The following is a 24,539-nucleotide window of genomic DNA, read 5'->3' on the forward strand; positions in this document are numbered from 1 at the left end:
TCGCCGTTCAGTGCCCGCGGGACGGGTTGCCGCGCGGGCGGATGGTGGCGTGCGGCAGCGCGGGCGCGGGCAGACGGGCGGCGTCGCCGGTGCGGCCGTCACGACCCACGTAGCCCGCGACCTCGCCGAAGCGCTCGTCGCCGGCCTCCCACGCGGCGCGGAACGCGACGATCTCCTCGTGGCTGCGGGCGACGAAGTTCCACCACATGACGATCTCCTCGCCGAACGGCGGGCCGCCGAGGAGGACGAGGCGGGCCGGGTCCGTGTCGGGGTCCGTGTCGGGGTCGTCCGCGGTCAGCTCGACCGTCGTCCGGCCGGGTGGCAGGACGCCGAGCTCGCCGCGCTCGAGGGTCTGCCCCTGCAGCGCCACCCGCCCCCGGTCGACGAGCACGCCGTGCTCGAACGCGGGGTCGACGGGCAGCGCGAGGTGCGCGCCGCGCTCGAGGAGGAGCTCGGCGCCGAGCAGCGGGGTCGCGGTGGGCACCGGCGACGTCGCGCCGGCGAGGGTGCCGAGGAAGACGCGGGCGGTGGCGCCGTCGAGGGCGACGGGCTCCGGCACGACGTGCACGAAGTCGCGGGGCACATCGCGGGCGTGGTCGGGGAGCGCGACCCACAGCTGGACCCCGTGCAGCACCGTCGTGTCGGGGGTGCTGACCTCGGAGTGCGCGACGCCGTGCCCGCCGGTCATGAGGTTGAGCTCGCCGGGACGGACGAGGGCGTGGGTGCCGAGGCTGTCGCGGTGCTCGACCTCGCCGGTGAACAGCCAGCTCACCGTCGCGAGCCCGGTGTGCGGGTGCGGCGGGACGTCCATGCCGCCCGAGGCCGCGGTGTCGTCGGGGCCGTAGTGGTCGACGAAGCACCAGGCGCCGATCAACGTGCGCGCCCGCTGCGGCAGCGTCCGGCGCACCGTCATCGCCCGCGGCCCGCCGAGGGGCACCGCGCGGGGCGTCAGGACCTCGACGGACCCGTCCGTCCCGTCCGCCGCGCTCGCGAACTCCGGCGGCGCGACCTCCGTGTTGCTCACGCCCTCGATGGTGCGCCCTGTCCGGAGGGAGTGCACGGTCCCCCGGGTCGCTCAGCGCGGGTCGAGGTCGACGTCCGGGGGCGGGCCGTCGTCGCGGTCGGGGTCGGCGTCCGGGTCGTGGGGCGAGGCGGCGGCCGGCGGGGGCTCCGGGTCGCCCTCGGGCGCGCGCTCCTCCTCGGGCACCGCGGCGACCAGGGCGCGCAGGCCGGCGGCGTCGAGCAGGTCGGCGGGGCTGACGGTCCGGTCGTGGCGGACGTAGTGCAGGGCCGCCCGGACCCGCTCGATCGGGATGCCCGACAGCGACGACCACGCCAGCCGGTACGCCGCGAGCTGCACCGCGAGGGCCGGGAGCGCCTCATCGGGCGGGAGGTCGCCGGTCTTCCAGTCGACCACCGTGGCGCCCCCGTCGGCGTCGGCGAACACCGCGTCGATGCGTCCGCGGACCAGCGTGCCGGCGACCTCGGTCTCGAACGGCACCTCGACCGCGACCGGCGTCCGGTTCGCCCACCGGCTCGCGGTGAACCGTTCCCGCAGCTCCGCGGCGTCCGCCGCGCCGGCGGGGTCGGCCGTGGCGTCGGCGTCCTCGTCGGCGGCGCCGGGCAGCTCGTCGAACTCCAGCAGCTCGGTGGCGGAGAACCAGCGCTCCAGCCACGCGTGGAACTCCGTGCCCCGCCGCGCCCGCGGGTCGGGCGGGCGCGGCACGGGGCGGCGCAGGCGGCGGGCCAGCGCGCCCGGGTCCGCGGCGAGGTCGACGAGCTGGCTGACCGAGAGCTGCGGGGGCAGCAGCACCCGCGCGTGGCGGTCGCGCGCCGCCGCACGCTCCGCGAGCAGGACCTCGATGTCGGCGGCCCAGCCCTCGGGGTCGGGTTCGTGGCCGCCGGCATCGTCACCGGCACCGTCACCGGCACCGACACCGGCGTCCTCCGGCGCCGCCGCCCGGCGGGCCCGGGCCGACCGGACCAGCGCCGCGCCCTCGTCGACCGCCGCGCGCCGGGACCCGAGCGGGTCGACCGGCCACGCGGCCTCGTGCACGGCCGCCGCCATCGGGTTCGGCTCGCCCTCCTCGGGGGGCTCGGCCCAGGTGTCGACCACTCCGCCCCGCCCGGCGGCCACGAGCTCGCCCACCTCGGCGAGGAGCTCGGACGGCCCGCGCGGGCTGTCGCCCGTCTCGCCCCACCAGTGCCCGGACACGAGCAGTGCGTGCTCGGCGCGGGTCAGGGCCACGTAGAACAGGCGGCGCTCCTCGACCAGGCGGCGGTCGTCGAAGGCGCGCTCGTGGGCGTCGAGGCGCTCGGCGACCTCCTTGCGGTCGGCGGCGTCGTCGAGGTCGAGCGCGGGTAGGTCGGGGCGGTCGCCGCGCAGGTCGACCGGCAATGAGGCCACCGACGTCAGCCACGACCCCGACCGCTTCGCCGCCGGGAACACCTTGTCGACGACGTGCGGGAGCGCCACCAGCTCCCACTCGAGGCCCTTGGCCGCGTGCACCGTGAGCACCTGCACCCGCGTGCCGCCCGTCGCCGGGTCCGCGACGTCGACCTCGCCGGGCGTCAGGCCGTCCTCGGCGTCCTCGGCGGCGTCGAGGTAGGCGAGCAGCGCGGTGACGGTCGCGGTGCCCCCGGACGCGGTGGCGCCGGCGGTGAAGTCGGCGACGACCTCGGCGAACGCGTCGAGGTGCGCGCGCCCGGTGGGCCCGGGGCGCGCCGCGGTCTCGACGTCGAGCAGCAGCACGCGCTCGACGTCGGCGACCAGGTCGACCAGCGGGGCGGTGACGCGGCGGCGCAGCATCGTGAGCTCGTGGGCGAGGTGCCGCAGGCGCTCGTACCCGGCGGCCGAGTAGCGCGCGGGCGGGCCGGGGTCGTCGAGCGCGTCGACCAGCCCGGCGCGCTCGGCGTGCTCGCCGGGCAGGGCGGCGGCGACGGGGTCGGGGACGGCGTCGCTCGGGGTGTCGTGCCGGGCCTCGGCCGGCGCCGCGAGCTCGCGGGCCCGGCGCCACAGCGCGGCGAGGTCGGCGCCACCGATGCGCCAGCGCGCGCCCGTGAGCAGCCGGACCGCCGCGCCGCCGGCGAGCGGGTCGACCACCAGGCGCAGCGCCGACACGACGTCGCGCACCTCGGGCTCGTCGAGCAGGCCGCCGAGGCCGACGACCTCGACGGGCAGGTCGCGGGCGCGCAGCGCGGCGGCGAGCGCGCTCATGTCGGCGCGGCGGCGCACGAGCACCGCGGTGGTCGGCGGCTCGGTGCCGGCGTCGGCGGCGGCACGCCAGCGGTCGGCGACCGCGTCGGCGACCCACGCCCGCTCGGCCTCGACGTCGGCGTGCAGCGCGACGCGCACGTCACCGGCCGGCGCGCCGGGACGCGGACGCAGCTCGTCGACGGGCACCCCCGAGGCCCGCAGGGGCTCGGCGACCTCGTTGGCCAGCGCGAGGACCTCGGGCGGGTTGCGGAAGCTCGTCAGCAGGCCGTGGCGGGTGGCGGCGAGGTGCTCGCCGTCGGCGCTGACGCGGGGGAAGTCGGTGACGAACCGGGGCAGGTTCGCCGCGCTCGCGCCGCGCCAGCCGTAGATCGACTGGAAGGGGTCGCCGACGGCGGTGACGGTGGTCTGCTCGTCGCCGGCGAAGAGCGAGCGCAGCAGGATGCGCTGGGCGTGTCCGGTGTCCTGGTACTCGTCGAGCAGGATCGCGCGGAACGCGTCGCGCTCCGCGGCCCCGACCTCGTCGTGCCCCTCGGCCAGGCGCGCGGCCGCGGCCATCTGGTCGGCGAAGTCGAGGCAGCGCTCGGCGCGCTTGCGGGCGGCCAGCTCCTCGACCAGGGGCAGCAGGGCCGCGCGGAACCGCTGGGTGGCGACGCGGTTCGCCAGCGTCTGCGGCAGGGCGGGCCGTTGCCCCTTCGCCGGCGGCGCGTCCTCGACGGCGCGGGCGAAGCGCTCGGCGTGCGCCCGCAGCACGGACGGGTCGGCGAGGTGCTCGCCGAGCTCGCCGGCGAGCGCCTGCACGAGCGCGGTGACGGTGGCGGGCACGCGGTCGGTGTCGAGGTCGGCGGCCCAGGTGGCGACGATCCGGTGCGCGAGCTGCCACGACGCGGTGGGCGAGAGCAGGCGCGCGCCGGGGTCGACGGGCAGGCGCAGGCCGTGCTCGGTGAGCAGGCGCCCGGCGTAGGCGTGGTAGGTCGAGATCGTGGGCTCGCCGGCGCGGGCGGCGAGGCGGCGGTCGCCGGACGGGTCGAGCTCGTCGAGCAGGCTCGAGGCGCCGAGGACGCGCAGGCGGCGGCGCACCCGGTCGGCGAGCTGCCCGGCCGCCTTGCGCGTGAACGTCAGGCCCAGCACCTGTTCGGGGCGCACCAGGCCGTTGGCGACGAGCCACACGACGCGCGCGGCCATCGTCTCGGTCTTGCCGGAGCCGGCGCCGGCGGTGACCAGCGCCGGCTCGAGCGGCGCGCCGATCACCGCGGCCTGCTCCTCGGTGGGCCGGCGCAGGCCGAGGCGCTCGGCGAGCTCGACGGGGTCGACGAGCTCGGTGCCCGGGGGCGCGAGCGCGGTCACGGGACCTGCCTCCCCGAGACGTGCACCGGGCAGGCGGTGCGCACCGGGCACCGCGGGCACGCGTCGTTCTCGCGCCCGACGAACACCGGGCCCTCGGTGGCGCGCGCGGCGGCGCCGACGTGCTCGCGCCACTGCGCGAGGCCCTCGTCGTCGAGCGGTTCCTGCGCGCGCTCCTTGGCCGCCGTCCCGGCGCGCGAGAGGTAGACCAGACGCGCGCCGCCCGGCGTGGTGCGCGCGGCCGTGCGGTCGGGGCCGGCGAGCGTCTCGGCGAAGGCGCCGAGCGCGGTCGCGAGCTGGTAGACCGCGAGCTGGGGGTGGACCTGGGCGTCCGCCTTCGAGATCGGGGTCTTGCCCGTCTTCACGTCGATGATCACCGGGCGGCCGCGGGTGTCGATCTCGAGGCGGTCGACCCGCCCGCGCACCCGCACCCCGTCGGTGACCGCGACCTCGAGCTCCCGCTCCACCGCGGCCTCGGTGAGCTGCGCGCGCGTCTGGTCGCGCCAGGTCAGGAAGCTCGCCAGCATGCGGCGGGTGTTCGCGAGCTCGCGGCGCGAGAACCACGGCGCGCCCGCGTCGACCGACGCCCACGCGACGTCGAGCGCCTCGTCGAGCTCGCGGGCCTCGGCGCCCTCGGCGGCGCGCTGGACGAGGGCGTGCACGAGCGAGCCGGTGACCGAGGCGAGCGAGTCGGTGTCGTCGCCGCCGTGGGTCTGCAGGGCCCAGCGCAGCGGGCAGGTCAGGATCGTCTCCACCGCGCTCGGGCTGATCGCGATCGGGCCGGGCGGGCGCAGCGGCGCGTCGGTGGACGGGGTGAGCAGGCCGTACCAGTCGTCGGGGTCGGCGCCCGGCACGCCGGCGTCGGCGAGGCGCGCCAGCCCCTCGGCGGCCCGCTCGCGGCGGCCGGGGTCGGCGGCCGGGTCGGTGACGACGCGGCGCAGCTCGCCGACCAGCTCGGCCAGCACCAGCGCGCGGCCCGGACGGCTGCGGGGCCGCTGGGCGTCGGCGGGGTCGTCGGTCGCCACGCCGCCGTCGACGTCGTCGAGGAAGCGCGAGGGCGTGACGTCCTCGGCCTCGACCGCGCTGACGTGCGCCGCGCGCCGCGCCCGCGAGAGCGCGACGGCGAACAGCCGCCGCTCCTCGGCGAGCAGCGGCGCCTGCCCGGCGACGGCGGGGTCGTCGGGGATGCCGGCGAGGACGTCGACGAGCCGCTCGACCCCGAGCAGCGTGCCGCGGCGGCGCAGGTCGGGCCAGGTGCCCTCCTGCACGTCGGGGACGACCACCACGTCCCACTCCCGCCCGCGCGACGCGTGCGCGGTGAGCAGGGCGACCGCCTCCCCGTCCGGGGCCCGCGGGGCCAGCGTGTCGGCGCGGATGCGCTGGTCGTCGGCCTGGGCGACGAAGCCCGCGACCGTGCCGCCGGGCAGGTCCTCGACGTAGCGGGCGGCGCGCTCGACCAGGGCGACGACGGCGTCGAGGTCGCGGTCGGCCTGCGCACCGGTGACCCCGCCGCGCTCGCTGGCGGCGACCCAGCGGCGTTGCAGCCCGCTGCGGTCCCACACGGCCCAGAGGACGTCGGGCACCGAGGCGCCGGCGTCGATCGCGCCCGCCGCGGCCGCGAGCAGGTCGCCGACGCGGGCCAGCGGCGCCGCCTCCGAGGGGCTCAGCAGCGCGAGCGGGTTCCGCTCCTGCGCGATGTGGTCGAGCAGGGCGTCGACGAGCAGCGCGTCGCTGGGGGTGTCGGCCGCGCCGCCGCCGGCCTCGTGGCGGCGCAGCAGCCCGCGGCGCAGGCGGCGCACCGCGAGCGGGTCGGCGCCACCCAGGGGCGAGGAGAGGAGCGCGAGGGCGGTGTCGGCGTCGAGGCGCTGGGGGTCGGCGGCGCAGCGCAGGATCGTGAGCAGCGGGGCGACGGCCGGCAGCGCGGCGAGCGGGGTGTCGTCGGCGGGGACGGCGAGCGGGACGCCCGCGGCGAGCAGCGCCCGGCGCAGGGGCGGCAGCGAGCCCGCGACGCTGCGCACGACGACGGCCATGCGCGACCAGGGCACGCCGTCGGTGAGGTGGGCGCGGCGCAGGCGGTCGGCGACCGCGGCGGCCTGGCGCCCGGGGGTGGCGTAGACGTCGACGGTGACGCGGCCGTCGTCGTCCCCGTGCTCGTCGTGCGCGTGCTCGTCGTCCGTCGGTGTCGGCGCCGTCCGCGTCCGTCCCGGGCCCGTGCCCGGCAGGGCGGCGACGACGCGGGCGACGGCGGCGCGCAGGGCGGGGCGGCTGCGGTGGTCGGCGTGCAGGACGACGGTGGCGAGCCCGCCGGGGTCGGCGTCGCGCAGCAGCGACGGGTCGGCGCCGCGGAACCCGAGGACGGAGGAGTCGGGGTCGCCGGCGAGCACCCAGTCTTCGGCGGCGGCGCCGAGGGCGCGGGCGAGCTCGACCTGCTGGGGGTCCATGTCCTGGACGTCGTCGACCACGAGGTGGCGCACCGCGGCGCGCTCGGCCTCGAGGAGCTCGGGGTCGGCGACGAAGGCGTCGAGCACGGCCGCGACCAGCTCGGCGGCGTCGAGCGGGGGCGCGCTCGCGAGAGGGTTGGCGGAGCCCGCGGCCGCGCGCAGGAGCGTGACCTCCTCGTACGTGCGGTAGAAGCGCCCGGCCGCGATCCAGGCGGGGACGCCGTGGCGCTTGCCGAGGTCGGCGAGCTCGCGGGGTCCGGCGCCGCGCTCGGCGGCGCGGAGCAGGAGGTCGCGCACCTCGCCGGCGAAGGCGGGCGCCTCCAGCGCGGGCTGCATCCGGAGCGGCCAGCCCGACGGCACCCCGGCGCCCGCGACCTCGCCGGCGAGCAGCTCGCGCACCATGGCGTCCTGCTGCGCGCCGGGCAGCAGGCGCGGCGGGGCCTCGCCCCGACGCTCGGCGTGGCGGCGCAGGACGGCGAAGGCGTAGGAGTGCACGCTGCGCACGAGCGGCTCGGCGACCGCGCGCGCAGGCCGGTCCGCGTCGTCGTCGAGGGCCCGGCGGCGCGCGGCGATGCGCTCGCGGAGGGCGGCCGCGGCGCGCCGGTCGCCGACGAGCACGAGCGGGCGCGCGTCGGGCTGCGCGTGGAGCAGGCGGGCGACCCGCTCGGCGAGCAGCGTGGTCTTGCCCGTGCCGGGACCGCCGAGCACGCGCAGGAAGCCCGCGTCGTGCTCGAGGAGGCGGCGCCCGGCGTCGTCGAGCACCAGCTCGCCCGGCACCCACGCCGCGGCGCGGCGGAGCTCGGGGGCGCGGTCGCCGCTCGTCGGGAGGCTCACGGGCACCACTCCACCACGGCCCCCCGACACCGCCGCGGAGGGTGGGCGCGCCGGCGCACGGGGTGTGCCAGCCTGGCGTCCACCTGCTGGCAATCCGACACAGCACGCCGATAGGGTGAGGAAAGCCCCCACGATCACGCTCGCCCCGCTGCCGCGCGGCGCGCGGGCGTGCTGGACTCCTCGTGTGGACGAGACCCGGCACGAGCGGATCCGTGCGGCGGTGATGGCGATCCCGGAGGGCTGGGTGGCGACGTACGGCGACGTCGCCGCCGAGGCCGGCGAGCGCTCGGCGCGCGTGGTGGGCAAGGTGCTGAGCGAGGACGGCGCGGACCTGCCCTGGCACCGCGTGCTGCGCGCCGACGGCTCCAGCGCCCCGCAGATCCTCGACGAGCAGCACGCCCGCCTGCGCGCCGAGGGCGTCGAGATCCGCGACGGGCGGGTCGTGCTCGCCCACCACCGCCTCGCGAGGGGGTGGCTTTCCCGACGTTGAGTGACAGCGTGGACGCCACGCTGGCACGACGCCCCGCGCCAGGCGCGCCCCGGCGTGTCGCGCGGGCGAGGATGTGGCGAGCCTGGCGTGCAGTGCCGGCGATGCCGCATCGCTGGTCGGCCGGAGCCACTCAGCCGCGGCGGTAGAGGTCCAGGTGGGCGGCGGCCGCGGCGTCCCAGGTGTGGGCCCCGGCCAGGGCCCGGCCGACCGTCGCGTGGGCGGGGTCGAGCTCGGGGTCCCCACCGTCACCGAACCCGTCCAGGACCTGCCCGATCTCGCGCGCGAAGCCCGCCGGCCCGTCGGCGAATCGCGCCGCGCCGGCGAACACCTCGCGCAGCACCGGCAGGTCCCGCGTCACGAGCGGCACGCCGGCCGCGAGCGCCTCCATCGCCGCGAGCCCGAAGCCCTCCTTCGTCGACGGGAACGCGAACACCGCCGCGCCCGCCACGAGCCCCGGCAGCTCGGCGTCGTCGACCGGCCCCAGCACCACCGGCGACACCCCCAGCGCCGCCGCCCGCGCGAACACCTCCTCGCGGTAGGGCCGGTAGTCGAACAGGGTGTCCCCGCCCGCGATCAGCAGCGGCACGCCCGGGAGCAGCGCCATCGCCTCGACCAGCTCCAGCGTCCCCTTCCGCGGCTCGATCCCGCCGACGGCGAGCACGTAGCGCCCGTGGCGCGCCCGCCACGGCTCCCCCGCGCCCGACGCCGCCGCCGCGGCGAAGCGCGCCGCGTCCACCCCGTTCCCGATCACCGCCGGCGCCCGGCCCCACCCGGACCGCACCTCGGCCGCCACCGCCTCCGACACGCAGACCAGCGCCGCCGGCTCGACGATCGCCCGCTCGTGGCACGCCGCGAGCTCGGGGGTCGTGAACTCGTCGAGGTGGTGCACGGTCCGCCACAGCCCCGCGTAGCCCCGGGCCCGACCCACCGCGTTCGCCGTCAGGCAGTCCTGCGCGTGCACCACGTCGAACGCACCCTCGAAGGCGTCCCCGAGCAACGCGATCGACCGCAGGATCCGTTCCCCCACCGACTCGCCGTCGATCTCGGGCACCGGCACCAGCCGCACGGCCACGTCGGCGGACACGGGACGGAAGAACCCCGTGTCCCCGCCCCGCGCGAGCGCCCACACCGTGACCTCGTGCCCCGCCCGCGCGAACGCCTCGCCCAGCGCCAGCGTGTGCACCACGCCCCCGCGCGGCTTCGTCGAATACGTCAACAGCGCGATGCGCATCAGCGGTACGTCTCCGGCCGGCGCTCGCCGAGGTGGTGCAGCACGGCCCGAGCCGCGCCCACCGCGCCCGGCAGGTCGACCTCGGCCACGGCCAGCCCGCCCTTCGACCAGGTCCGCGCGAGGATCTCCCCGCCCGGCCCGACGACCTTCGCGCGCCCCAGGAAGTGCAGCGCCCCGTGCCGCCCGCTCTGGTTCGACGAGAGCCACACGACCTGGTTCTCGGCCGCCCGCGCCTGGTCGTAGAGGTCGAACAGCCGCGCCTGGCGGTCCTGGGCCATGCGCGGCGCGCGGTTGGTCAGCGACGTCGGCCAGGCCGAGAGACAGGCGATGATCTCCGCGCCGTCCACCGCCAGCGCCCGCGGGGCCTCGGGGAACGTCTTGTCGTGGTCGATGAGCAGGCCCATCCGCCCGAGCGGGGTGTCGAACGCCGAGAACCCGTCGCCGGCGGCGAACAGCGACGCGATGCCGGCCGGGATGTGCACCTTGCGGTGCCGCCCGAGGATGCCGTCGCCCGAGAGGCACACCGCCGCGTCGTAGCGCAGCGACCCAGGACCCCGCTCGCTGTAGCCGAGGCAGACGATCATCTCGCCGGCGATGTCGATCACCGACCGCACCTCGTCGCCGTTCGGCTCCAGCAGCGGCGGCAGGCAGTCGACGTCGGGGTGGCGCAGGTCGGTGAGGTACCCGCCCAGCGCCCCGTCGGGCAGCGCGAGCAGCGCGACCCCGGCGTCCCGCGCGTGCGAGATGATCATCTTGATGCGGTCGAGGTCGAACCCGACGTCCCGGGTGAAGTGGGCCGCGGCGGCGGCGAGGCGGACCACCCGGCGGCCCCTAGCCGGCCCGGGCCGGGACGGGCGCGAGCGGCGCCGCGTCGTACGACGCCGGCCGCCGGTCGCGCAGGTGACCCATGAACCGGCGCGCGGCGTCCACCGCGTCGTCGACGTCCACCGACGCGACGGCCAGCCCCGCCTCGGTGCCCGTGGTGGCGAGGACCTCACCGCCCGGGTCGACGATCTTCGCGCTCGCCACGAGCCGCATGTCCCCGAAGGTCCCGGCCTGGTTCGCCGACACCCAGACGATCTGGTTCTCCAGCGCGCGGGCGCGGTCGAAGAGGTCGAAGCGGCGGGTCCAGCGGTCGTCGGCGAGCACCGGTGCCTGGTTGGTGCGCGACGCCGGCCACGCCGACATGCACACCACGATCCGCGCCCCGTCGACGGCGAGCGCCCGCGCGGCCTCGGGGAAGGCCTTGTCGTAGCAGATCATCATGCCGAGCCGACCGAGCGGCGTCTCGAACGCGGTGAACCGGTCGCCCGCGGCGTACGAGGTGTGCTCGTTGAGCGGCTGGTGGACCTTGCGGTGGTGCCCGAGCACCCCGTCGCCGGTCACGGCCACGGCGCTGTTGTACGGACGCCCGCCCGACGCCGCGTCGCCGCGCTCGCAGAAGCCCGCGGTGACGACCGTGTCGCCGGCCAGCGCGACCAGCCGCCGCACCTCGGGGCCGTCGACGTCGAGCTGGGGCGGGACATCGGTCGGGTCGTCGTGCAGCGACGACAGGTACCCGCCCAGCGCCGCCTCGGGCAGCGCGAGCAGGTCGGCGCCGGCGGCCCGCGCCTGCGCGAGCAGCGCCTCGATCCGCGCGAAGTCCTCGTCGAGGTCGCGGCCGAAGCCCGCGGCCGCGGCCGCGAACGTCCTAACGGTCATGGGTGGATCCCTCCCGTGGTCGGCGCGGCGCCCAGTCCCGTCACGCCCCCGGCGACGGCCTCGGTGGTCTCGCCGTCGGGCCAGCGCAGGGCCACCCCGGCTGGTCCGGTCGAGCTCTCGGTGAGCGCCCCGCACACCGCGCTCGTCGCCGGGCCGGCCGACGGCGCGGGCGCCCCGGGCTCGTCGGCGGTGAGCAGGGCGAAGCCGGGGAAGCAGGTCAGCCAGTCGGCGAGGGTCGTGCCGGCCGGGCGGGGCACCGCGGCGACGTCGAGCACCGCGCCGGTCCCCGACGCCTCGGCGAGCATCCCGAGCGTGCCGACGACCCCGGCCATCGACACGTCCTTGGCCGCCGCCGGCCGGTGCGCCGCGTGCGGACCGAGGGCCCCGACCATCGCCCGCAGGTCGGCGGGCGCCCGCGTCGACGTCGAGTCCCACTGCCGGCCGGTGTAGCCGGGACGCCAGGTGCCGTGCAGGTCGGCGGTCAGGCGGACGGCCATGCCGGGGCGGCCCCCGGAGGCCGGGACGGGCGTCGTGGTCCGGCCGAGCGCCGTGACCGCCAGCGACGCCGGCACCTCGAGCTGGGTGTGCCCGCCGATCACCGGCACCCCGTAGGCGTCGGCGGCGGCGCGCAGGCCGGTGAGCACGCGGTGGGCGAACGAGGCGTCGCGGGCGCCGACGGCGTCGAGCAGCGCGGTCGGCGCGGCCCCCATCGCGGCGAGGTCGTTGACGTTGACCAGCACCCCGCACCAGCCCGCCCACTCCGGGTCGCGCTCGACCATCGCGGGCAGGATCGCGTCGCAGGCCGCGACGACGTCGCTGCCGGGCACCGGGGCCCCGTCGTCACCGACGTGCGCACCGGTGCCGGCCAGCCCCGCGACGAGCGCGCCGAGCGGGGCCTTCGTGGCCGCGACGAGGGCGGCGAAGCGACCGACCGGCCAGCGCATCCGCACGTGCGGGCGGCCGGCGACCGCCGTCGCGCGGACCCGCTGCCAGCCGAGCCGGCGGAACAGGGTCTCGTTGGCGGCCTGCACGTCGGCCTCGAACCGCAGCACCCCGGCCGTCTCCGCGCGGGCGCACGCGGCCCGGACGAGGGCGGCCCCGACGCGGACCCCGGTGCGACGGCGGGCCGTCGGGGCGACGACGAGGCGGCTGCCCGTCCACCAGCCGAGGTCGGGGCGCGCGGCGTCGGGGTCGGCGGGCGCGAGGCGCACGCCGCCGAGCACCTCGCCGGCCCCGTCGCGGGCGACGAGGACCAGGGCGCGCGGGTCGTGGTCGTGCTCGTCGAGGTCGCCGGCGGTGTCGTCGCGGAACAGGCGCTGCTCGTCGACGAACACCGCTCGCCGCAGGGCACGGTGGGCGGCGACGTCGGGGTGGCGGGCGTCGGCGGCGGGCGCCTCGGTGATCGTCACGTCGCGGGCGGGCCGGCGGGTGCGGCCGCCGAGGATCTCGTCGGCGGCCCCCAGCCCGAACGAGTCGTCGAGGATCGACACGGTCCTCAGCCCCCCGCCGCCGACAGCGCCGAGCACGCGCCGCACGCCGCGCAGCCGGCGGCCTGGTCGGCGCCGCGCATCCCGGCGGCCACCAGCACCTTGGCGACGCGCGCGGTGACCTCGGCGAGCAGCTCGGGGTCGGGCGCGGGGTCGCCGCCGGCGAAGGCGAGCGTGCCGGGGATCGGGCGGTAGGGGACGACGAAGGGGTAGACGCCGCGGTCGACGAGCTCGGCGGCGCCGGCGACCAGCTCGTCGGGGTCCTCGCCGAGGCCGACGATGAGGTAGGTCGAGACGGCGTTCGGGCCGAACAGGCGCACGCTCTCGTCCCAGGCGAGCCGGTACTGGCTCAGGGGGACGGTGGCCTTGCCCGGCATCCAGCGGGCACGCACGGCGTCGTCCAGGGACTCGACGTGGATGCCGATGGCGTCCGCGCCGGCTTCCTCCAGCTCGCGCAGGGCGGCGAGGTCGGACGGCGCGGGCGGCTCGCACTGCACCTGGATCGGCAGCCCGGGCACCGCGGCCTTGATCGCGCGCACGCAGCGGGCGAGGTGGCGGGCGCCGCGGTCGCGGCCGTTGCTCGTCCCGGTCGTCAGGACCATCTGCCGGACGCCGTCGAGGCGGACCGCGGCCTCGGCGACCTCGGCGAGCTGCTCGGGGGTCTTCACCGCGGTGGTGGCGCCGGTGCGCAGCGACTGCTCGATGGCGCAGAAGCGGCAGCGATCCGCTTCCCCGTACCGCACGCAGGTCTGCACGACCGTCGTCGCCAGGACGTCGTCGCCGTGCAGCCGGGCGATCTTCTCGTAGGGGACGCCGTCGGCGGTGGTGAGGTCGTAGAAGGCGGGGCGGGCGACGGTGGCCACGTCGACCCCGAGGTCGGTGACGCCGCCGTCGGGGCCGGTACGCACGAGCCGCCCGTCCCGCAGGCGGTAGGGGCTCGCGGGGTTGATCGGGATCGTCGTCCTGAGCCCGTCGACGAGGACGTGGCCGTCGGCGGACGGGCCGGCGCCGCCGGGGCGGCGCAGGGGGATCGTCGCGCCGAGGTCGGTGGTGGTGCTGTCGGGGACGGTGCTGTCGGGGATGGCGCTGTCGGGGAGGTCGAGCGCGACGCCGCGGACGGCCAGGGCGGAGCGGGCGGACAGCCCGGGATCGGGTGACATGGCGGACCTCCTGGGCTCTCGACGCGGGGTGGCTCGGGGCCGGTGCGGGGTGGTCCCGCACCGGCCGCGGCGCGTCAGAGCTGGTAGGTCGAGTTGATGATCGCGCCCTTGCGGGCGTAGTGGATGAGCGCGTCCTGGACGTCGAGCGGGTGCGTCGGGATGACGCCCTCGATGAGGTCCTCCTCGCGGGCGCCGTGCAGCGACAGCCCGAAGCGGCAGCAGTAGACCTTGCCGCCCTCGCTCATGAACGTCTTGAGCTGGTCGTTGATGTTGTGCTCGCCGGGGAACGCCGAGGTGCCCGTGGTGGGGAACCCGCGCGTGGCCAGGCAGTTCAGGGAGCCGGGGCCGTAGAAGTACATGGCCGACTCGAAGCCCTTGCGCAGCGCGCGGGTGGCCTGCAGGACGGCGACGAAGCTGACCGACGACTCGTGCGCGATGCCGTGCACGAGGGTGAAGTAGGTCTCGCCGTTCTCGGCCTGGAGGTCGGGGAAGACCTTGGTGCCGCCGTAGATGCTCGAGCCCTCGGGCAGCGACGGGTGCGGGATCTCCTCGAGGCTCTTCTTCTCGACGTCGGAGAGCTCGGTGCTGGTCATGGTTCTCCTCGGGCAGCCGGGGTGGGACACGGTGGAACGACGGACGGCGCGGGCGTGCGACGCCGGGGATCGTGGAGAGGGAGCGGGGTCCTCGCCGACCCCGCGGGAGGAGCGTCGGGACCGTTCCTCGCTGCGACCAGCACACCAACGACCGATTTCCGAAGTGTTTCCTCGTGACTACGAGAGCGGGTCGTCCTCCCCCGCGTGTTTCGCGGCGGTGACCCACCCCGCCGACCCACGAGCGATGCGGCTGACGCACGGGGTGTTGTCAGCGTGGCGTCCACGCTGACGTCCGACGTCAGGAAAGCCACCAGCTCGCTCGCCCTGTCCCCACCCCCGACGTCTGTCCACAGGCGCCACCGCGCGGCTCACGCTCCGGCGCCGTCGTCCCCCACCGTCGGCGCATGCGCAGAGGCGACTGGGCGGTGGCCCCCGAGGTGCTGTGGGCGGCGAGCAACGAGGGGGTGATCGCCGTGCGCGAGCTGGAGCTCCTCGGCGTCCCCGAGGCCACCGCGTACCGGCGCTGCCGTCACGGCGGGCCGTGGCAGCGCCTCGGGCCGGGCATCGTCGCGCTGCACAACGGCGCCCCGACCTGGCGTCAGCTGCTCATCGCCGGCCTCCTGCACGGCGGACCAGATGCCCTGATCACGGGACGAGCGGCACTGCGCCTGCACGGGCTGCGGCACGGCCCGGCGCCCGAGAAGGTCCACCTGCTCATCCCCCACCCGCGCCAGGTCCGCAGCTGGCGCACGTTCCACGTCGAGCGGACCTCGCGCATGCCCTGGGCCGTCGAGCGTGGCGGCCTCCCGGTCGCGCCGCTGACCCGGGCCCTGCTCGACGAGGCCCGGCTCATGACCGATCCGACGGCGATCGCCGGCCTGCTCGCCGAACCCGTCCAGCGCTGGCTCGTCACGCCGGCGGCGCTCCTCGAGGAGCTCGACGCCGGCTGCCGGAAGGGCAGTGCGGCGCCGCGGGCCGTCCTCCGCGCCGTCGCCGCCGGGGTCCGCTCGGCGGCGGAGTTCGACGCGCGCTCGTGGTGGCTCGCACAGTCCGAGCTGCCGCCCGCGCGGTTCAACGTCCGCGTCCGCGACCTGTCCGGCCGCACGGTGGGCGTCGTCGACGCCCTCGTCGAGGACGTCGGCCTCGCGTGGGAGATCGACTCCGTCGAGCACCACTTCGCCACGCCCGACCAGGTCGAGGCGACGGCTCGGCGGCAGCGGGCCCTGCGCGGCGTCGGGCTCCACGTCGTCAGCACCCGGCCGTCACAGCGACGCGACGACGAGGACGGCGTCCTCCGCGACGTCCTCGACGGGCTGGCGGTCGCCGCCGCCCTCCCGGCGCCGCGGGCGACCTACGCGGACGACATCGCGCGCGCGAGCTGATGGTTCGGGCCCGAGCAGGCGGATTTCCTGACGTTGGACGCCAGCGTGGACGCCACGCTGAGACACCCCGTGCCTCAGCCGCCCCAGGGGAGGAGCGCTCGGGGAGGCCGGGCGGGCCGGGGGTGGGGGGGTCAGCGGAGGGTCGGGGTGGAGCCGTCGCCCGTCTCGATGCCGCCGGAGGGGTAGTACGTCGTCCCCGTGTACGAGGTGGTGGTGCCCGCGAGGTTCTCGACCACGCTGGACAGGAAGACCGTGATCGACGTCCCGGCGTCCGCCAGGGTCGAGGCGCCCTCGCGGGTGTTCGAGGCGGCGTCCTGAGGGTTTGAGATGATCGCGAACAGCACCAGGATGATGACGATCGTGCCGATGACCCGGGCGAGCATGGTCACAGCATCACCCCATCGTGACGCCGAGTAAACCTCGGTGTGGCGCTCAGTCGCTGAACAGCCGGTCGAGCGGCACGTCCGTGAACCCGATCGGCGGAGGCACGGCCTGCGCCCGGTCCACGTCCGGCGGTCCGACCGGTCGTCGCGGCTCGGGGACCCTCGACGGGATCGGTCGGGGCCGGCGCACGGTCCGGGCGAGGAGCCGGTCGCCGACGACCGTGCCGAGGTACGCGTCGGACGGGTCGAGGACGTCGTCGCGCGGCTCCGGCGTCGGCTCGTCCGCCCAGGGGAACCAGCCGATCCACCGGTCGCCGGTGCTCCACAGGTACGGCAGCCCGGGCCGGTACCAGGCGATCCAGCGCCCGTCGGACGCGAAGAGGCGCACGACGAGCCCGACCGGCGCCCGGCCGCGCGCGGTCACGCCGCCGCCCGGTAGCGGCGCACGACCACGGCGACGACGTCGGGGTGCTCGCCCAGCGGTTCGGCGACGACCGCCGCGCCCGCGTCGCCCAGCCAGCGGTGGAACACCCCGGGCGCGAGCAGCCAGCTCGCCACGGCGACCCGCGGTCCCCGCGACCCCGCCGACGCCACCACCGACGCCACGCGGGGCTCGCCGCCGGCGATGTAGCCGACCGGCACCTCGTGGCCCACCCGTGCGGTGAGCAGCGCCGCCGCGGTGTCCAGGTCGTCCCGGGCGCGCGGGTCGGTCGACCCCGCCGCGGCGAGCACCACCGTGTCGCCGGGCCGGGCGCCGGCCTCCGCGAGCCGGTCGAGCAGCACGCCCACCAGCTCCGGGTCGGGGCCGAAGGCCTCGGCGACGACGACGTCGGTGCGGCCCGTGGCGGCGAGCTGCTCGGGCACGTCGACGCGCACGTGGAACCCGGCGGCCAGGAACGCCGGCACGATGACCACGGGCCCGCCGAGCTCGGCGAGCGCCTCGGCCAGCGTCGGGCTCACCACGTCGGCGTAGGCCAGCCGCACCTCGACCTCGGGCACGGCCCGCGCCACCGCGGCGGTCAGCCGCTCCCACGTGGCGCGGCCGGCGGCGTCCTTCGTACCGTGGGCGAGAAGGAGCAGGGCGGGAGTGCTCACACGCCCGCCACGGCGCGCGCGTGCTCCTCGAGCCGCTTGACCATCGCGCCCAGCCGGAAGCGCTCCGGCGCGATGCCGACGACGCCCAGGCGCTCGAGGGGCGCGCTGGTCACCGGCCCCACGCAGCAGGCGAGCACCCCGCCCCCGTCGAGGCCGGCGCGCAGGGCGGCGACCACCTCGGCGCGCAGGCCCCGCGCCTCCGCCCGGTGCACGAGCCCCTCGACCGCCGGCGCGCTCGTGAACGTCACGGTGTCGACCGCGCGCGCCACGATCGCGTCGATGAGCGCGTCCACCGCGGGCAGGTCCGGCGGCGGCTCCCACCGGTAGACGTCGACCGTCGTCACGTCGGCGCCGGCCGCCCGCAGCGCCGCGAGGAAGTCCGTCATCGGGTCGCCGTGGCGCTGCACCACGATCCGCGTGCCGTCGACCCCGGTCGCGAGCAGGTGCTCGAGCACCTCGGGCGACGACTCGGTCGCGTCCGCCGACCACGCCTCGCGCAGCCCGGCGCCGCGGATCGCCCCGCGCGCCTTCGGCCCGCGCGCGAGCAGGGTCGCCGACGCCAGCACCCGCGCCAGCTCCTCGCCCAGCCCCCAGCTCTCCGCCACCGACAGCCACCCGCGGAACCCCTGCCCCGTGGTGGCGACGACGATCGCCGGCGGGTCGGCGAGCAGCGCGCGCGTCGTGGCGGCGAGCTGCGCGTCGTCCTCCAGCGGCACGATCCGCATCGTCGGCCCGTGCACGACCTCCGCGCCCTTGCGGCGCAGCAGGTCGAGCTGGTCGTCGGCGCGGCGGTCGGCCGTCACGCCGACCCGCCACCCGGTCAGCGGCCCGCTCACGATCACGCCCCCAGGATAGGTCGCCGCGCCACGGGACGACGGCGGACGAGCACACGGACAGGGCTCAGACCTCCGCGTACGAGACCCGCGTGCCCGTCTTCGGGTCGGTGGCGGACGTCGCGCTGCGCATGTAGACGACGAACGTCACCGCCATGCAGGCCGCGTAGAAGACCAGGAACGCCCAGAACGCCGGCGCGCCCGACTGCGTGGCCCGGAACGACGACCGGAAGGCCAGGTTGATGAGCAGACCGCCGAACGCGCCGACGGCGGCGGTGATGCCGATCGCGGCCCCGGAGATGCGCCGCGCCCACAGCAGCGCGGTCTCCTGGTCCCACCCGCGCTCCTCGGTGGCGGCGAGCGCCTTGGTGCGGAAGATCGACGGGATCATCTTGTACGTCGAGCCGTTGCCGATGCCCGACGTGATGAACAGCAGCACGAACCCGACGGTGAACAGGGCCAGCGAGTCGACGGCCGACGCGGCGATGCAGATCACGGTGGACACCGCCATCGCCGCGAAGTTCCAGAAGGTGACCTTCACGCCGCCGACCCGGTCGGAGAGCCAGCCGCCGACAGGGCGGATCAGCGACCCGAGCAGCGGGCCGATGAACGTCACCGCGGCGGCCTGCAGCGGGGTGCGGCCGAACTGGTTCTGCAGGACCAGGCCGAAGGCGAAGCTGTAGCCGATGAAGGACCCGAAGGTCCCGATGTAGAGGAACGCCATCACCCACGTCTGGGCGTCGCGGGCGGCCTCCTTGAGGGCACCGGCGTCGTTGCGCACCGACGAGATGTTGTCCATGAACAGCGCGGCGCCCACCAGCGACAGCACGATCAGCGGGATGTAGACCGCGAGCAGGAGGCGCGGCGCGTCGGGGCCCGCGGTCGCGATGATCAGCAGGCCGACGAGCTGGATGACCGCCACGCCCAGGTTCCCGCCGCCGGCGTTGATGCCGAGCGCCGCGCCCTTGGCCCGGTCCGGGAAGAACGCGTTGATGTTGGTCATCGACGACGCGAAATTGCCGCCGCCGAGACCGACGAGCGCCGAGATCACGACGAACGTGGTGTACGAGGTGCCGGGCTCCATGAACACGGCGAGCAGGACGGTCGGCACGAGCAGGAGCGCGGCGCTGATCACCGTCCAGTTCCGCCCGCCGACCACCGCGACGGCGAGGCTGTAGGGCAGGCGCAGCGCCGCCCCCACGAACGTCGCCACCGAGACCAGCAGGAACTTGCCGGCCGCGTCGATGCCGTAGTCGGGCCCCATGAAGAGCACGAGGACGGAGAACAGGGTCCAGATCGAGAACCCGATGTGCTCGGAGAAGACCGAGAACCACAGGTTGCGGTTCGCGATCCGCTTGCCCGTGCGCTGCCAGAACGTCTCGTCCTCGGGACGCCAGTCGTCGATCCAGCGTCCGCGCACCAGGCCTGCGGCCATCGTCTCGCCTCCTCACCCGGCCGCGGGGCGGCCGGTCGGTGGTGGAGAGGCGGACGTTAGGAAGCCGGTGTTACGAAGGCGTGACGGGGGGTTGCCGTGGCGGGAACGCGCTGTGCGGGACGCGTCACGCCCGCAGGTCCGGGACGGCGGGTTCAGGACGGCGGCAGCAGGCTGCCGACAAGGCGCGCGGCGTGCTCGAGGCCCTGCAGCGACTCGCGGGTGCACGACGGGTGCTGCGCGTGCACCGCGAGGCGGAACAGCAGCGCGTGCAGCAGCATCTGCGGCCACTGCACGAGGTGGGCCCAGCGCGTGAGGATGCCGGGGTCGGCACCGCCCCAGGCCAGCGCGTCGATGACGACGACCGCCGCCGCCCACTCCACCGGGCGCCAGAACGGCACGAGGTCGAGCACGGCAGGGGGCGCACCGGGGTCGGACGGGTCGAAGAGCACGGTGCCGAACAGGTCGCCGTGCACGAGCTGTGACGGGCGCTCGAGCGCGCGCCGGCGACGCGCGAGCTCGCCGAACAGCGTCCCGCCCGTCTCGGGGTCGAGCGGGACCGTCCGCTCGCCGAACGCTGCCCGGTCGGCGCGGGCGAGCAGGTCGTCGCGGTCGTCGACCAGGCGCGGGCGCTCCAGGCGCGCCGTCGCCCGGTGCAGGCGCAGGGAGGCGGCGACGACGTCGTCGTGGCGCGGCTCGACGCGGCCCGCGACGTCGTGGCTGGCGGCCCACCCGGCCACGACGCGGCGGCCGTCGCTGGCGCGCACCGGCCGCGCGAGGCGCAGCCCGTCGACGCCGACGGCGGCGAGCTCCTCGATCGCACCCGCCGACCACGCCGCGAGCACGGTGTCCGCGACCGGGCGCAGCACCAGCGAGTCGCAGCGCCAAGCGGGACCCGGGAGGTCCGGGCGCGGCCGCGGCACCGCCTCGCGCACGCCGAAGGCGGTGCGGACGTGCTCGGGCGGGCCGTGCTCCAGGCGCGGGTCCGAACCGGAGGTGCCCGCGCCCACGTCGGCGTCCTCGGCCTCGGGCGAAAGGGCCTCGGGCGAGGGCGCCGTCTTGTGCGTGGGCGCGGCGGTCACGCTGCGCACGCTACTCGCGCGCGGGGAGCGACCCCCTCAGCCCGACACGGCGTGTCTCGGTGCTTCTACCAGACCTTGTACGGCAGGAACTTGCCGTTGAACGTCAGCTTCACCCGGTCGCCCTGGGGATCCTCGACGCGTTCGAAGTCGAGGGTGAAGTCGATGGCGCTCATGATGCCGTCGCCGAACTCCTCGCGGATGAGCTCGTGGATGCTCGTCCCGTAGACCTGCAGGGCCTCCTGGAGCCGGTAGGTCACCGGCTCGGTCGGGTCGAGGGCGACGTCGCCACGCACCGGCGGCAGGGTCAGGGCGTCGACGGTGTCCTCGTCGAGGTCGAGCAGGTCGCCGATCGTCCTGGCCTGTCCGGCGTCGAGCGGCTGCTGCCCGAGCAGCGCCGACGTCGTCCACACCAGCGACCGGTCCAGCGCCTTCGCGAGGTCGGCCCAGCTGACGCCGCGGGCCTCCTTCGCGCGCACGATGTCGCGGCCGGCCTCGAGTCGGGTCGTGTCCGTCATCTCCGCGTGCTCCTCACTCCTGCGGTGGTCGCCGGACGACGCTGTCCTCAGCTCTCGTGTGCCTGTACCCGGGCCAGCCGCGCGGTCCACCAGTCGCGGGTCGCGGGTTCCGCGGCGTACCGGGCGAGCAGGCCGGGGTCGGGCCGTGGCGGGCGTCGCGGGACGTCGAGGACCCCGGCGACGGGGTGCAGCGGGGTGGCGACGACGTCGCCGGCGAGCAGGTCCGCGGTGCCCAGCCCGCAGGCGTACGGCAGCTCCGGCAGCGCCCCGGCGAGCGCGAGACCCGCCGCCAGGCCCACCGAGCTCTCCACCGCCGAGGACACGACGCACGGCAGCCCGATCTCCTCGGCCACCCGCAGCGCCGCGCGCACCCCGCCGAGCGGCGCGACCTTGAGCACCGCGACGTCGGCCGCCCCGGCGCGCGCGACGCGCAGCGGGTCCTCCGCGCGGCGGATCGACTCGTCGGCGGCCACCGGCACGTCGACGCGGCGCCGCACCGCGGCCAGCTCGTCGACCGACGCGCACGGCTGCTCGACGTACTCCAGCCCGCCCGCGGCCCGCGCCAGCGCCGTGATCGCCGCGACGGCGCCGTCGACGTCCCACCCGCCGTTCGCGTCCACCCGCACCCGGCCGTCCGGGCCCAGCGCGTCGCGGACGGCCTCGACGCGGGCGAGGTCCTCGGCCGAGGTCCGAGCAGGGTCCTGCCCCTTCTCGGCCACCTTGACCTTGGCCGTCCGCGCGCCGGACTCGCGCACGATCCGGTGCGCCTGCTCGGGCCCGACGGCCGGCACGGTGGTGTTGACCTCGACCCGCTCGCGCACCGGCGCCGGCCAGCCCTCGTGCGCGGCCTCGCGCGCGCAGCGCCACCACGCGAGCGCCTCCGCGTCGTCGTACTCGACGAACGGGCAGAACTCGCCCCAGCCTGCCGGGCCCTCGACCAGTGCGGTCTCGCGCGTCGTGATCCCCCGGAACCGGGTGCGCATCGGCAGCGCGACCACGGAGACGCCGCTCACCGCACCTACCCTAGATCGGTGCGCGCCGTGGAGCCGGTCCCGACCGACGGGAGCCCGCGGGCCGCCACCCGCCTCGGCGAGCTCGCGGCCGCCGCGCTCGACGGCGAGGGTCCCGCGGTGCTGCCGACCGGTCCGGGCGAGCCCGCCCCGGCCGCGGCGCTGACCGCCCCCGTCGACGACGACGTGGCGGCCATCGTCACGACCACGGGCTCCACCGGCGACGCCAAGGCCGTGCTGCTCCCGGCCACCGCGCTGCGTGCCTCGGCGGACGCGACCCACCGGCGGATCGGCCCGCCCGGACGCTGGCTGCTCGCTCTCCCCGCCCACCACGTCGCGGGCCTGCAGGTGCTGCTGCGCTCGGCGCACGCCGGGCAGCCCGCGGCGGCCATGGACCTGCGGGACGGGTTCCGCCCCGACGCCTTCGTGGCGCTCGCGGGTGGGGCCGGCGCCGCCTACACCTCGCTCGTCCCCACCCAGCTCGGGCGCCTGCTCGACGCGGGCGGCGCCGCGCTCGCCGCGCTGCGGTCGTTCACCGCGGTGCTGCTCGGCGGGGCCGCCGCCGACACCGCGCTGCTGGAGCGGGCCCGGGCGGCGGGGGTCCCGGTCGTCACCACGTACGGCATGAGCGAGACCTGCGGCGGCTGCGTCTACGACGGCCGCCCGCTCGACGGCGTCACCGTCGACCTGGAGCCCGACGGGCGCATCGTGCTCGGCGGGGCGACGGTCGCGGCGGGCTACCGGGGCGCGGTGTCCGACGTCGACCGGGCGGCGTTCACCGGTGACCGCCGCTTCCGCACCAACGAACTCGGGGCCTGGTCCCCCGACGGGCGCCTCGCGGTCCTGGGGCGCGCCGACGACGTCATCGTCACCGGCGGCGAGAACGTCGCCCCCGCGTCCGTCGAGCGCGCCCTGCTCGCCCAGGCCGGGGTGCGCGAGGCGTGCGTCGTCGGGGTGCCCGACCCGGAGTGGGGCGCGCGCGTCGTCGCGGCCGTCGTCGGGGACGGGCTCGACGGCGAGGCGCTGCGCGCGGCGGTCGCCCCGGGTCTCGGGCGGGCGGCGCCGCGGGCGGTGGCGGTGCTCGACGCCCTGCCGCTGCGCGGGATCGGCAAGCCCGACCGCGCGGCGCTGCGGGCCTACCTGGCCCGCGCCTTCGGCGGCCCCTTCGGCGGCTCCTTCGGCGGCTCCTTCGGCGGCCCCTTCGGCGGCAAGGACCGCACGTAGGCGACGCCCTCGTCGACCCAGCCCCGCAGCGCGGCGTCGTCGAGCTCGCCCTCGACGTCGAGCCAGCCCGTCAACCGGCGCCCGTTCATCTCCATGGGGCTGGCGCCGGGACGCTCGAGCAGCGCCGCGGCGCGCGCCGGGTCGATGCGGACCATGAGCACGCCCCGGCTGCTCGCGCACACGGCCATGTGCCCGCCGAGCAGGAACGCCTGGCCGCCGAACATCCGCTTCTCGGTGAGATCGTCGTGCGCGGCGAGCAGGGCGCGCAGCCGCTCGGCGAGCTCGGTGTCGTGGGCCACGGGCGGAGTATGGCGAGCTTCGTGCCCGACGTCACCGCTCGACGTCAGCGCTCGACGTCACCGTTCGGGCCGCGCAGCGCGCTCGTCATGGCCGACTCGAGGTGGCTGATGTCCTCGCGCAGCAGCGCCAGCGCCGCCCACGGGCCGGCCTCGACCTGTCGGCCCTCGTGCCGGCGGACACCGGAGAGCGCGACGTCCACCAGCACGTCGGCCACCGCCTCGGCGTCGCCGTCGTGGTCCGGGCGGTACCACCAGGCCACCCAGTTCGCGGTGCCGAGCATCGCGAGGGCGACCGTCCGCGCCGGCAGGGGCCGGAAGTGCCCCGCCGCCACGGCCGCCTCGATCATGCCCGTGAGCAGCTGCAGCACGCGGCGCCGGGCCGCGCGGTGCACCTCGGCGATCTCCTCGGGCAGGTCGGGCTCGCTGCGGTCGAGCAGCCGGAAGCGCGACGTGTGGTGGGCGTTGTTGACGATGATGCGCCGCAGCGCGAGCTCGACGCGCTCGCCGGCGTCGTGGTCCTCCCGCGCCGCGGACTCCTCGAGGATCTCCACCACGCGCTCGAGCACGTCGCGGACCAGCGCGGCGAGGATCTCCTCCTTGTTGCTGACGTAGTGGTACAGCGCGGGCCGGCTGACGCCCATGGCGTCGGCGATGTCCTGGAACGACGTGTTCGCGTAGCCCTTCGTCGCGAACAGCCGGCCCGCGTGCTCCAGCAGCTCGTCGGCCACCAGCCGTCGGCGGCTCTGTTGCCGTGCCATCCCCACCCCCGGCGCCGCTCGACCCTGGTCC

The 24,539-nt window shown here is 77.0% G+C and carries 22 protein-coding genes; 3 read left to right on the forward strand and 19 right to left on the reverse strand.

Annotation, left to right across the window (positions count from 1 at the left end):
• Positions 1 to 7 precede the first annotated feature (7 nt).
• Genes PH190_RS20955 through PH190_RS20965 form a run of 3 tightly spaced genes read right to left on the reverse strand, consistent with a single transcriptional unit; the run spans position 8 to position 7,833 of the window.
• Positions 8 to 1,024: a pirin family protein gene (locus PH190_RS20955; protein ID WP_274233461.1), complete on the reverse strand. Its 1,017-nt coding sequence runs from the start codon at positions 1,022 to 1,024 to the stop codon at positions 8 to 10.
• A 51-nt stretch (positions 1,025 to 1,075) separates the two neighbouring features.
• On the reverse strand, positions 1,076 to 4,561 hold the full coding sequence (locus tag PH190_RS20960; RefSeq protein ID WP_274233462.1) for an ATP-dependent helicase: 3,486 nt from the start codon (positions 4,559 to 4,561) through the stop codon (positions 1,076 to 1,078).
• Entirely contained in the window at positions 4,558 to 7,833 is a 3,276-nt protein-coding gene (locus tag PH190_RS20965; protein WP_274233463.1) for an ATP-dependent helicase, read from the reverse strand. The genes PH190_RS20960 and PH190_RS20965 overlap by 4 nt, the downstream gene beginning before the upstream one ends.
• A gap of 184 nt (positions 7,834 to 8,017) precedes the next feature.
• Here PH190_RS20965 and PH190_RS20970 point away from each other — a divergent pair, with 184 nt between their 5' ends.
• Positions 8,018 to 8,323: an MGMT family protein gene (locus PH190_RS20970; RefSeq protein ID WP_274233464.1), complete on the forward strand. Its 306-nt coding sequence runs from the start codon at positions 8,018 to 8,020 to the stop codon at positions 8,321 to 8,323.
• Positions 8,324 to 8,453: 130 nt separating this feature from the next.
• On the opposite strand, the gene PH190_RS20975 is transcribed toward PH190_RS20970, so the two are convergent.
• The 6 genes from PH190_RS20975 to PH190_RS21000 all read right to left on the reverse strand — a co-directional run bounded on the left by PH190_RS20975 (position 8,454) and on the right by PH190_RS21000 (position 14,495).
• The gene (locus PH190_RS20975) at positions 8,454 to 9,554 is read right to left on the reverse strand and encodes an MSMEG_0565 family glycosyltransferase (protein WP_274233465.1); all 1,101 of its coding nucleotides are present in this window, start codon (positions 9,552 to 9,554) and stop codon (positions 8,454 to 8,456) included.
• A complete protein-coding gene (locus PH190_RS20980; RefSeq protein WP_274233466.1) occupies positions 9,554 to 10,375 on the reverse strand; it encodes a carbon-nitrogen hydrolase family protein in 822 nt (273 codons plus the stop codon). Before PH190_RS20980 ends, PH190_RS20975 begins: the two co-directional genes overlap by 1 nt.
• 10 nt (positions 10,376 to 10,385) lie before the next feature.
• A complete protein-coding gene (locus tag PH190_RS20985; protein WP_274233467.1) occupies positions 10,386 to 11,255 on the reverse strand; it encodes a carbon-nitrogen hydrolase family protein in 870 nt (289 codons plus the stop codon).
• A complete protein-coding gene (locus PH190_RS20990; RefSeq protein ID WP_274233468.1) occupies positions 11,252 to 12,745 on the reverse strand; it encodes an MSMEG_0567/sll0787 family protein in 1,494 nt (497 codons plus the stop codon). The genes PH190_RS20985 and PH190_RS20990 overlap by 4 nt, the downstream gene beginning before the upstream one ends.
• A 5-nt stretch (positions 12,746 to 12,750) precedes the next feature.
• Complete coding sequence (locus tag PH190_RS20995) at positions 12,751 to 13,902, reverse strand: MSMEG_0568 family radical SAM protein (RefSeq protein ID WP_274233469.1); 1,152 nt, start codon at positions 13,900 to 13,902, stop codon at positions 12,751 to 12,753.
• A gap of 74 nt (positions 13,903 to 13,976) precedes the next feature.
• Positions 13,977 to 14,495, reverse strand: coding sequence for an MSMEG_0572/Sll0783 family nitrogen starvation response protein (locus tag PH190_RS21000; protein WP_274199711.1), 519 nt, complete (start codon positions 14,493 to 14,495; stop codon positions 13,977 to 13,979).
• Positions 14,496 to 14,899: 404 nt separating this feature from the next.
• Between PH190_RS21000 and PH190_RS21005 the strand changes: the two genes are divergently transcribed.
• Positions 14,900 to 15,877, forward strand: a complete 978-nt coding sequence (locus tag PH190_RS21005; protein ID WP_274233470.1) for a hypothetical protein — start codon at positions 14,900 to 14,902, stop codon at positions 15,875 to 15,877.
• Positions 15,878 to 16,008: 131 nt separating this feature from the next.
• Here PH190_RS21005 and PH190_RS21010 read toward each other — a convergent pair whose 3' ends face one another.
• The 8 genes from PH190_RS21010 to PH190_RS21045 all read right to left on the reverse strand — a co-directional run bounded on the left by PH190_RS21010 (position 16,009) and on the right by PH190_RS21045 (position 22,230).
• Positions 16,009 to 16,260 carry a hypothetical protein gene (locus PH190_RS21010; RefSeq protein ID WP_274233471.1) on the reverse strand — a complete coding sequence of 84 codons (252 nt, stop codon included), beginning with the start codon at positions 16,258 to 16,260 and terminating at the stop codon, positions 16,009 to 16,011.
• Positions 16,261 to 16,309: 49 nt separating this feature from the next.
• On the reverse strand, positions 16,310 to 16,684 hold the full coding sequence (locus PH190_RS21015) for a hypothetical protein (RefSeq protein WP_274233472.1): 375 nt from the start codon (positions 16,682 to 16,684) through the stop codon (positions 16,310 to 16,312).
• Positions 16,681 to 17,355 carry a sirohydrochlorin chelatase gene (locus PH190_RS21020; RefSeq protein ID WP_274233473.1) on the reverse strand — a complete coding sequence of 225 codons (675 nt, stop codon included), beginning with the start codon at positions 17,353 to 17,355 and terminating at the stop codon, positions 16,681 to 16,683. Before PH190_RS21020 ends, PH190_RS21015 begins: the two co-directional genes overlap by 4 nt.
• Entirely contained in the window at positions 17,352 to 18,197 is an 846-nt protein-coding gene (locus PH190_RS21025) for a uroporphyrinogen-III synthase (RefSeq protein WP_274233474.1), read from the reverse strand. The genes PH190_RS21020 and PH190_RS21025 overlap by 4 nt, the downstream gene beginning before the upstream one ends.
• A gap of 58 nt (positions 18,198 to 18,255) precedes the next feature.
• Positions 18,256 to 19,623 (reverse strand): nitrate/nitrite transporter, encoded by a 1,368-nt coding sequence (locus PH190_RS21030; protein WP_274233475.1) that lies wholly within the window; start codon positions 19,621 to 19,623, stop codon positions 18,256 to 18,258.
• A 152-nt stretch (positions 19,624 to 19,775) separates the two neighbouring features.
• The gene (locus PH190_RS21035) at positions 19,776 to 20,597 is read right to left on the reverse strand and encodes a TIGR02569 family protein (RefSeq protein ID WP_420791687.1); all 822 of its coding nucleotides are present in this window, start codon (positions 20,595 to 20,597) and stop codon (positions 19,776 to 19,778) included.
• A gap of 170 nt (positions 20,598 to 20,767) precedes the next feature.
• Entirely contained in the window at positions 20,768 to 21,217 is a 450-nt protein-coding gene (gene cynS, locus PH190_RS21040) for a cyanase (protein WP_274233476.1), read from the reverse strand.
• 47 nt (positions 21,218 to 21,264) lie between these two features.
• The gene (locus PH190_RS21045; RefSeq protein ID WP_274233477.1) at positions 21,265 to 22,230 is read right to left on the reverse strand and encodes an o-succinylbenzoate synthase; all 966 of its coding nucleotides are present in this window, start codon (positions 22,228 to 22,230) and stop codon (positions 21,265 to 21,267) included.
• A gap of 18 nt (positions 22,231 to 22,248) precedes the next feature.
• Between PH190_RS21045 and menE the strand changes: the two genes are divergently transcribed.
• A complete protein-coding gene (gene menE, locus PH190_RS21050; RefSeq protein ID WP_274233478.1) occupies positions 22,249 to 23,451 on the forward strand; it encodes an o-succinylbenzoate--CoA ligase in 1,203 nt (400 codons plus the stop codon).
• Here the strand turns inward: menE and PH190_RS21055 are convergent.
• Both PH190_RS21055 and PH190_RS21060 read right to left on the reverse strand, forming a co-directional pair.
• A complete protein-coding gene (locus PH190_RS21055) occupies positions 23,364 to 23,750 on the reverse strand; it encodes a TfoX/Sxy family protein (RefSeq protein WP_274233479.1) in 387 nt (128 codons plus the stop codon). The genes menE and PH190_RS21055 overlap by 88 nt on opposite strands.
• Positions 23,751 to 23,794: 44 nt before the next feature.
• Positions 23,795 to 24,508, reverse strand: coding sequence for a TetR/AcrR family transcriptional regulator (locus PH190_RS21060; RefSeq protein WP_274233480.1), 714 nt, complete (start codon positions 24,506 to 24,508; stop codon positions 23,795 to 23,797).
• Positions 24,509 to 24,539: the final 31 nt, after the last annotated feature.

Source organism: Actinomycetospora straminea (genome assembly GCF_028737255.1).
In the GTDB taxonomy this organism is placed as follows: Bacteria; Actinomycetota; Actinomycetes; order Mycobacteriales; family Pseudonocardiaceae; genus Actinomycetospora; species Actinomycetospora straminea.